The sequence below is a fragment of the Peptostreptococcus sp. MV1 genome (assembly GCF_000758885.1).
GTDB lineage: Bacteria > Bacillota > Clostridia > Peptostreptococcales > Peptostreptococcaceae > Peptostreptococcus.
In genome coordinates this window covers 1-9,333 of sequence record NZ_JRNB01000027.1, presented here as the reverse complement: position 1 = coordinate 9,333, position 9,333 = coordinate 1, and the positions used below count along the sequence as shown (strand labels likewise).

General features: G+C 35.8%; 7 protein-coding genes. 1 reads left to right on the top strand and 6 read right to left on the bottom strand.

All coding sequences use genetic code 11. The features are described 5' to 3' along the window. Positions 1 to 85: 85 nt before the first annotated feature. The 6 genes from HMPREF1639_RS02455 to HMPREF1639_RS02430 form a co-directional block, all read right to left on the bottom strand. Positions 86 to 817, bottom strand: a complete 732-nt coding sequence (locus HMPREF1639_RS02455; protein ID WP_036762913.1) for a TraX family protein — start codon at positions 815 to 817, stop codon at positions 86 to 88. Between the two features lie 95 nt (positions 818 to 912). Further along, positions 913 to 1,146 (bottom strand): hypothetical protein, encoded by a 234-nt coding sequence (locus HMPREF1639_RS02450; RefSeq protein WP_198021044.1) that lies wholly within the window; start codon positions 1,144 to 1,146, stop codon positions 913 to 915. Positions 1,147 to 1,279: 133 nt separating this feature from the next. Beyond that, positions 1,280 to 2,425: a mannitol-1-phosphate 5-dehydrogenase gene (locus HMPREF1639_RS02445; protein ID WP_036762911.1), complete on the bottom strand. Its 1,146-nt coding sequence runs from the start codon at positions 2,423 to 2,425 to the stop codon at positions 1,280 to 1,282. 59 nt (positions 2,426 to 2,484) lie between these two features. Continuing rightward, positions 2,485 to 2,907 (bottom strand): PTS sugar transporter subunit IIA, encoded by a 423-nt coding sequence (locus HMPREF1639_RS02440; protein WP_036762910.1) that lies wholly within the window; start codon positions 2,905 to 2,907, stop codon positions 2,485 to 2,487. A 4-nt stretch (positions 2,908 to 2,911) separates the two neighbouring features. Continuing rightward, a complete protein-coding gene (locus HMPREF1639_RS02435) occupies positions 2,912 to 5,155 on the bottom strand; it encodes a BglG family transcription antiterminator (RefSeq protein WP_036762909.1) in 2,244 nt (747 codons plus the stop codon). A gap of 156 nt (positions 5,156 to 5,311) precedes the next feature. Further along, positions 5,312 to 6,730, bottom strand: a complete 1,419-nt coding sequence (locus tag HMPREF1639_RS02430) for a PTS mannitol transporter subunit IICB (protein WP_036762906.1) — start codon at positions 6,728 to 6,730, stop codon at positions 5,312 to 5,314. A 679-nt stretch (positions 6,731 to 7,409) separates the two neighbouring features. Between HMPREF1639_RS02430 and glmS the strand changes: the two genes are divergently transcribed. Further along, complete coding sequence (glmS, locus tag HMPREF1639_RS02425) at positions 7,410 to 9,236, top strand: glutamine--fructose-6-phosphate transaminase (isomerizing) (protein ID WP_036762905.1); 1,827 nt, start codon at positions 7,410 to 7,412, stop codon at positions 9,234 to 9,236. Positions 9,237 to 9,333: the final 97 nt, after the last annotated feature.

Below are 9,333 nucleotides of genomic sequence, written 5' to 3'. Positions count from 1 at the left end.
CCCTACGTGGACTTTCACCACAGACTGACGGCATGCCCGTCATACATAAAAAAACTAGCACCTCTTGGATGCTAGCCTTAAATATCTAAATATTAAAATAGAAGCGCAAAAGTCCTAGTATTAGGATATGAACCGGGTAGAACAAGTAGTTAAACCACTTGTATTGCCTGCCCCTTTCTCCATTGTAAGTCAGGGTCATGGCAAAACCTAAAAAAGAGTATAGCTCTTTTATAATAGATAGGTAGCCCAGACCAGCTCCCAGTATTGGCTTGTCATAGAAGATATAGAATATGTAGGCTACGGCTATAGCATGGTAGTCATAGTCCAGACTCAACTGCATGGCCATAAAGGCAAAAATCGCCACTACAAATATTGATACTATATACCAAAGAAGCCTATTCTTTATCCTTTCCTTAAGTATATCTATTAGCCAAATCATTATAAGACACAGGGCTAGGGTAAACATCATATTGTTCCAATATGGGTCAAAGAAGGTCTTTGACGTGAACATATCAAAAGGAACTTCTGATATTATACCAAATATTAGTAGGGTCAAGAGGTATTTTTTCCTGCTCCTAGTCTTAAAGAATCCTTCTACTATAAAGAATACAAATATAGGGAAGGCTATCCTACCTAGAATTGAAAATAGGTTGGATAAATGCAATAAAAACCCATGTCCATCAAGTAGGGGGGTTATTAAGGCATTATTGACATGGTCTATAAGCATCGATATAAATGCTATGTATTTTAATTGTGCTCCATTAATAATTTGGAACTTCTTTAAATACTCTCTTTCAAATCTCTTATTTAATTCCATTCATTATTCTCCTCATCATTCTCCTCATCATATAGTATGAACTTTTATATTCCTGGTATACTCTTAGGCAATATATATACATACTTAAGACTTACTTACCCAAAATATAGCCTATTTATAGACATCTTCATCATATTATCGCAAATTCTTGCAAGTAGACGGTGGGAGAAAGAAATATTAGGGCTTTTCATATCATGATATCCTAGCATATATCCCCTTGAAGTCACCCTTATATTTTCCGACCAGTCCAAGTCCTCTTTTGGCTTATCTAGGTAGAAAAAGCCATCCACATCGCTAATCCCCATATTCTTTAGGGTTTTTGACATCATCAACCTTATCCCCAATTTGCCAACGCTATCAAAGATTAGGCAAGCACCTGGATACCTTTCGTCAACTAATAGTCATCTGGGTGAATATATGAAAAACCCCAGAAAACTACTGTACTGGGGTTACATTTAAAACTTATTTATTAAACTTCTTATACGCTTCTTCTATCTTTGCAAGAAGTGACTCATCTTCTATAGATGTAACTTCCTTTATAGCTGCCTTAATTCCAATACTATTAATCTTGTCTCTTAACTCAACTGACTGGTCATCAGACTTGTCATAGTAGTTAAGGGCAACACCCACACCTGTGATTAGGTGGTCTATGCTATGTCCATACTCAAATGCTGTCAATAATGGCTTGACTAGTCTATCATTGGCAGATAGCTTTCTTAGGGGCTCACGTCCAACCCTCTTCACATCGTCAAGTAGGTATGGGTTCTTGAACCTTCCAAGTATCTTTTCAATGTACTTGTAGTGGGCATCCTTGTCAAATCCAAACTTGTCTATTAAGCCGTTTCCGCTTTCCTGCATTGCAGCTCTTACGATGGACTCTGTTTCAGGGTTGGCTATAGACTGGTCTATAGTGTCTAGGCCCTTATATACACCTAGGTAGGCTGTGATAGCGTGACCTGTGTTTAGGGTAAATAGCTTTCTTTCTATATAGGCTATTAGGTTATCTGCAAGGTTCATACCACCTATCTGAGGTATGTCACCCTTGAAATCAGCCTTTTCCACATTCCATTCATAGAAGGCTTCTACTGTTACATCTAGCAGATTTTCATTCTTTGATGGAGGTACTATCCTGTCAACTGAACAATTCGGGAAGCCAACATATGTATCAACGTACTTAATTTCTTCTCCACTCAAGCATTCATACACTGCTTCTTTTAGAATATTTGATGCATATACTGCATTCTCACATGCTATGATGTTTAGATAGTCAGTTGACCCCTTTGCCATCCTTCTTCTGATTCCCTCTGCTATAGTTGGTGCGATCCTATTTAGGACAAGAGGACCAACAGCTGTTGTTATTAGCTCAGCTTCTTCAATTTCTGAATAGATAGCATCACTTATTGATGATACTCCAGATATATTATCTACAACAATCTCACTTGACTCTACATCCTTAATAAAGATTGTGTATATACCCTTTTCGTTGATTTCTTTTAATACTTCTTCAACTACATCAGCAAATACTACATGGTAGCCCGCTTGGTGTAACAAGCAACCAATAAATCCTCTACCAATATTTCCTGCTCCAAATTGTATAGCTTTTTTCATTATAAAACTTCCTTCCAATATATACTAATACTACCTTTATTATTTTAATTATCTTACAACTATTCGGCAAAGGCCTCAATAAAGTCACTCTTTGATGTAGTAACTCTCAGCTTTTCTACTACATCATCGTCTAATGCTATAGCTATGGATGATAGTATCTCTAAGTGCTCGTCACCCTTTCCAGCTATACCCACAACCAGGTATGCCATCTCACCATCAAAACTTACTCCATCTGGATACTGTAGTATTACTATACCAGATTCTATAATATCCTTCTTTGCTTCATTCACCCCATGAGGTATTGCTAAACCCATACCCATGTAAGTAGTCATTACCTTCTCTCTCTCAAGCATAGCGTTTATATAGGCTTCTTCTACGCAACCCGCTTCTACTAACTTCCTTCCCGCTAATTTTATAGCATCTTCCTTTGAAGTTTCTTTTAAACCTAGAAATATATTCTTTTCCAATAACTGTGCTGCCATTTTACTACCTCCTATTTTTATTAATACTATTATCAGCAAGCTTTTCAACTTGTTTTTCTATCTCTTGATCAACTATATATTGAATTTTCGACCTATCTAAGCAAGATATTGCCTCCAAAAATTCGTCATCTTCAACCAATCTAGAACTTATTGATGCAAATAGGTCTTTTGCATACAAATCTCTCTCTTCTAGAATCAAAACTACGACAGACTTAATTTTTTTTTGAATGCGCTTACCATTATATCCAGATAAACTTTCGAATTCTTCTACAACGTTCATAAATCCAAGTCTAGACTTAACACCCTTTATCTTACAATGCATTAGATATAGTCCTAAATCTTCAAAATACGGCATATTTATATCGCACCTGTCTTTTAAGGCTGTATATATCCTATCTCTTTCACTTTTATCCCTTGATATTAGATTAGTACAAGCACCAATTAACTCGTTTCCTCCACTTATTGTTGAATAAGTAATACTCTCAGCAAGTCTGTAGTAGTCAATTGATACCCTGTATATTGACTTATTTATACCGGTATCTAAAGATACTCCTGTAAGATCCTTGTCTATACCTGCGTCACTAAATACGAACTTATCTGCTCCTACTTTACTGTGCCCATAAGATAATCTATTTTCTAGCCTTTCGTGGCTCCCATTATATATCTTTTTTCTTAGTATTTGTTTAATCTTATCTTCTATTTTCTTATAATCTTGGTCACTAGGTAAGGTGTTAATAACTATACTATCTTTACCATGTAACATTCCATCTTCCATATACTCGTTTATATCTACTGTTGCTATTATAAGGTCTACATCCATGCTTGCTAAAACTTCACTCGATATATTCATAATAGACATATTATCTACAACCTGAATATTGCTGAATTTAGACTCCAATTTTGTTGCAACTAATCGAGATGTACCTACACCTGTTGGACAAGCTGTAATAACTCTAATGACTCCATTTAAGCCTATGTATCTTTCTATTGCCGCAGCAAAGTGAATTGTAATATAACCAATTTCATCCTCTGGTATGTTTATTGATCTATCCAACTTTGTAAAATCATACACCTTATCAGAAAATATTCTATTTACAGCCTGAAATATCTCCATATATGACCCTTTAATCTCATCTAAAATTGGGTTTCTTATCTTCATGCCCAACCTAAGTCTTGTGAGTGCAGGTCCGAGGTGATTTTTAAGATCTTTTTCTAGCCTTTTATCACTTACAAGATCGACACTAAATATTATCGACATATCTCCAAGAAGTTTCTTTGTTAATCTTGATATTTCTATTATATCATCTGCATCTTTTTGTGAGCCATCACTACCAATTATATTTGCACCCTTTATATGCATTGCTATATAGCTTATTTCTTCTTCTGGAATTGATATACAAAATTCTCTTTCTAAGTCATCTACTATTATTCTAGAAAACATATATTCTTTTGAATTAGACATATTATTTATATATTCTTTTTTCACTTCTATATTTTCCTCTAACAATAATCTTTCTATAGTTAGAGATATGTGAACTAGAAGCCCTATATAGGAATTATCTGATATTTTTAAATTTAAACTTTTAAATACGCCACTAAGCACCCTTTTTACTTTATCAAGTGTTTTTCTATTTATCATTGAATAAACATCATTTTCTTCTATTAATTCGACACTAGATTCTAAAGATATATCCCTAATAAGGTCAAGTCTCTTTGTATCATCTAAGGATTCATGAATTAAATTTATCTGAGCCTTTCTCAATGAATTCTTATTACCCAGTATATATACGCCTTCACCATGTTTTTTTACTATTTTGATATTTAAATCAGATAACCACTTTTCTACATCTCCTAAGTCTTGAGTTAGGGTTTTATCTGATATTTTCAAGTAATTTGTAAAAAAATAATACTTAATTGGTTGATCTGCCATTAAAAGCCTAGATAATATAAACTTTATCCTGTCATTCTTGTGATATGATTTTTCTATGTTTTCCATCTTAAGTAGATCACTTATTAAATTTCTCATATTGTCATCTTCATCTACAATAAGACCTACACCCGGTTTCTTTATGAGCTTAAAATCATTTATAGAAAACCACTTTTCAACCATAGTTATGTCTCTCTTCACAGTTCTAGAGGATAAATTTAATCTATCTGCTATTTTACTGGTGGTAATAGCTTGGCTTGTGTCTTCCAGTAACATGAGTATAATATTTTTTTGTCTCTCAGTTAATTTCATTTTTTTCATTTCAATGCTCCATATACTTTTAACAACTCACCTAAGACAAACGCCCACCGACATGCCCTTAAATACAGCATACCAGTGAGCATTCTTTAAATAATTATATCACATCTCTTGTATCACGTATCGATATACCTTAATCTTTAACTTTTATAGTAAGATTTAGATATATTTGTTGAATCTTTCAAATAAACCATCCAAGTTTTCGTCCTTTAGAAAATTCTTAATTGTTATGATTTCCTTTCTTCCATCAGGATTACTAACCCTACCAACTAAATTTTCGTGAGTAACTACTACATCTGTATCATCTGGAACCTCCGCAACTGCTGAATGTACCACTGTTACATCACCCTTGTAGTTCTTTATTCTAGATTTAAACTTTGAAGCTCCCATTGCAGATGATCCCATACCAGCATCACAAGCAAATACTATCTTCTTTATATCCTTGGCATCCGGGAAATATGCTGAACCTACATTAAGTCTTTGTCCCTTTGACTCTGCCTTCATTGCTTTCATTTTTTCTTGAGCCATAGCCATATCTTCATCAGAAGAATTCGCTGCCTGTCTCTTTACAAAGACTGAACCTATAACAAAGCTGACTACTGTTGATACTAGTACAGATATTATTACCTGTAGATGATATCCTTTGGCTGTCATAGCCATTACTGCTAATATTGACCCCGGAGAGGCTGGAGCAACTAGGCCAGAACCTAATATAACATTAGTAAATACTCCTGACATTCCACCGATTATTACAGCTATTAAAAGTGCCGGATTCATTAATACATATGGGAAGTATATTTCATGTATACCACCTATAAAATGGATAAGAACTGCACCTGGAGCTGACTGTTTTGCGTTACCCTTACCAAAGAAGCAATATGCAAGTAATATACCAAGACCTGGCCCTGGATTCGCTTCTAGCAAGAACATTATTGACCTACCTACTTCCTTAGCTTCATTTATACCCAGTGGTGTAAGAACTCCATGGTTAATCGCATTATTTAAGAACAGTATCTTACCTGGTTCGATAAATATTGATACTAGTGGAAGTAAGTTCGCATTAACAAGTGACTTAACACCCGCTTCTACGAATGATGTAGCCATACCGATTATAGGCCCTATACCATAAAAACCTACAATAGCAAGTAGCATACCAATGATCCCTATTGAAAAGTTGTTTACTAGCATTTCTAAGCCAACCTTTACCTTACCATCTATGGCCTGGTCAAACTTCTTAATTACAAATCCCCCAAGAGGTCCCATAATCATTGCACCCAGCAACATTGGAATTTCAGAACCTACAATTACACCTATCGTTGCTATTGAACCCATAATTGCCCCTCTATCTCCACCTACCATCTTACCACCTTGATAGGCAATCAAGATAGGCAAAAGATACGATAAGGCTGGACCAACTATCTTTGCCAAGCTTTCATTTGGAAGATATCCCGTTGGTATAAATAATGCTGTTATAAACCCCCAAGCAATAAATGCACCAATATTTGGCATTACCATACCACTTAGGAAACGTCCGAATTTCTGGACAGAAGTCTTAGCTGAAGACTGCTTTTTAATCATAATAAACCCTCCTTATTTCATACAAATATATTTTTTAAGGTTGTTTTTAACCATTAAATTAAATTAAATAATAATTTCAGTAGATATCTACAACCTAACACCTATGCTTTTATTATACCTGATTATCGTAAATTTCTAAACTAATAGTAATCGTTCTAATGTCACTATCAATGGTGACACCTCTTATTTGTGAATACGTTTTACCAGTGACATTGATAACATTCTTTAAAAAATTTACAAAATACATAAGCAAAATTTAAGTTTTTGTGGTAGAATAGTGTTACGGTTGAAGAACTTATGGTCATTAGTCGTAAAAACAATGAATACAAGTTCATCCACATTCAACCTAAGAAGATAGGTCTTGATTCAATCTGCATGGTGTCAATTTGCTCCTTGCAAATTTGAGTCGGAGGTTACAATTGTAGTTTGTATCAATTATTAAAAAGTATTTGAAATGTTAACACAAGCATTGTCATGCGTTTATGTGTTGATAAGACATTTGTATGCTTAGCGCCAGACTGATATTTCAGTTAACGAGGACGAAGAAATCGAGATATTCGGCGGATACTTCGCGGTGGCCTACCATCGAAAGGTATACCTTAAAAGCAGGAGTGATCCTGTAACAAAGGGTCTACTAGTAGGGGCCTGTTTCTTATTTATATTTTAGGAGGAGCAGAAAATGTGTGGAATAGTAGGATATTTAGGTAAGAGAAATGCAGCAGACGTCATAGTCGATGGTCTGTCTAAGCTTGAATACAGGGGTTATGATTCAGCAGGGGTTGCTGTAAACACTGGTAATGAGCTTGAAATAAGAAAGTTCCAAGGAAGGCTATCAGTCCTTGCAGATAGTCTAAAGGAAAACAACATAATAGGAAGTGCAGGTATAGGACATACTAGATGGGCAACTCATGGTGAGCCTTCAGATGTAAACTCCCATCCTCATTTTAACAAGGACAAGACCCTAGCAGTAGTTCACAATGGTATAATAGAAAACTACCTAGAACTAAGATCTCAATTAGAAGCTGAGGGTGTTGTATTTGTATCTAAGACAGATACAGAGGTAATAGCCCACCTATTAGACAAGTACTATGATGGCAACCTTTTAGATGCCGTATACAAGACTATAGGAGACCTAAGAGGTGCCTATGCCCTAGGTGTTGTATCAGCAGACCACAACAATGAATTAGTGGCTGTTAGAAAAGACAGTCCTCTAGTAGCAGGTATCGGTGAGGATGAGGCCTTTGTGGCATCAGACATACCAGCCATATTGAAATATACAAGAGATGTATACTACCTAGACAACGGTGAAGTTGTTCATATACTAGACGGTAATCTAAAGATATACAATGAAGAAAGGCAGTTAATTGACAAGAAACTAAACTACGTAGATTGGGACATAGAGGCGGCTGAAAAAGGAGGCTACTCTTGTTTCATGGAAAAAGAGATCTTCGAACAGCCAGAGGGCATTAAGTTAACACTTGAAAGAAGATTAAATGACCAGGGTAAGATCGTCCTAGATGACATCCACCTAGATAAGTCCTACCTTGAATCAGTAAACAATATATACATTGTTGCTTGTGGTACTGCCTACAATGCAGGTGTACTAGGAAAGACAGCAATGCAGAAATTCATGGGAATTCCTGTTACAACAGATATAGCATCAGAATTTAGATACAATGATAACTTCGTTGATGAACACTCACTAGTTATCCTTGTCAGCCAGTCAGGTGAAACAGCAGATACCCTAGCAGTTCTAAGAGACTCAAAGAAAAAGGGTGCTAGAATCCTTGCAGTTACAAATGTTGTAGGTTCATCAATAGCAAGAGAGGCAGATGATGTATTCTACACATGGGCTGGTCCAGAAGTAGCAGTTGCGTCTACTAAGGCCTACACTACTCAGATAGTAGCCCTATACATGATATCCCTTAACTGTGCACTAGAAATGGGCAAGATAACAGAAGCCTACTACAAGGAAACTATAGAAAAATTGAAGGAAATTCCTGCTAAGATCCAGGAAGTATTGGATAATGCCAAGCTGATAGAAACAGTAGCCAAGGGAATGGTTGAAAAAGAACACGCCTTCTTCCTAGGAAGGGGTATTGACTACTCACTAGCTATGGAAGGTTCCCTAAAGCTTAAGGAAATATCTTATATACACGCAGAAGCATTCGCAGCAGGAGAGCTAAAGCACGGTACTATAGCCCTTATTGAAGATGGTACACCTGTTATAACTATAGCTACACAGCAAAATATGTTCGATAAGATGGTATCCAACATGGAAGAAGTAAGAGCTAGGGGTGCTTATGTGGTAGCAATCGCTCAGAGCCACAACAAGGAAGTTGAAAAAGTATCTAATGAGGTAATTTATATACCAGACTCAGACGACCTACTATCACCTATAATAGCTGTTGTTCCAATGCAGTTACTTGCACTTAACGTATCTACTCTTAGAGGATTAGATGTTGACAAGCCAAGAAACCTTGCTAAATCAGTTACAGTTGAATAGATTATAATTTTGAGTGAAGACTTTGTCTTCACTCTTTTTTTGCGGTTCTTTGTCAACTAGCGTTGATGAATAAAATCCGAAATTTATGCGACAGCAT

Bases quoted from the DNA above. Each gene is read 5' to 3' on its own strand.
- HMPREF1639_RS02455 (WP_036762913.1), bottom strand. From the start codon at position 817: ATGGAATTAAATAAGAGATTTGAAAGAGAGTATTTAAAGAAGTTCCAA.
- HMPREF1639_RS02450 (WP_198021044.1), bottom strand. From the start codon at position 1,146: ATGATGTCAAAAACCCTAAAGAATATGGGGATTAGCGATGTGGATGGC.
- HMPREF1639_RS02445 (WP_036762911.1), bottom strand. From the start codon at position 2,425: ATGAAAAAAGCTATACAATTTGGAGCAGGAAATATTGGTAGAGGATTT.
- HMPREF1639_RS02440 (WP_036762910.1), bottom strand. From the start codon at position 2,907: ATGGCAGCACAGTTATTGGAAAAGAATATATTTCTAGGTTTAAAAGAA.
- HMPREF1639_RS02435 (WP_036762909.1), bottom strand. From the start codon at position 5,155: ATGAAAAAAATGAAATTAACTGAGAGACAAAAAAATATTATACTCATG.
- HMPREF1639_RS02430 (WP_036762906.1), bottom strand. From the start codon at position 6,730: ATGATTAAAAAGCAGTCTTCAGCTAAGACTTCTGTCCAGAAATTCGGA.
- glmS (WP_036762905.1), top strand. From the start codon at position 7,410: ATGTGTGGAATAGTAGGATATTTAGGTAAGAGAAATGCAGCAGACGTC.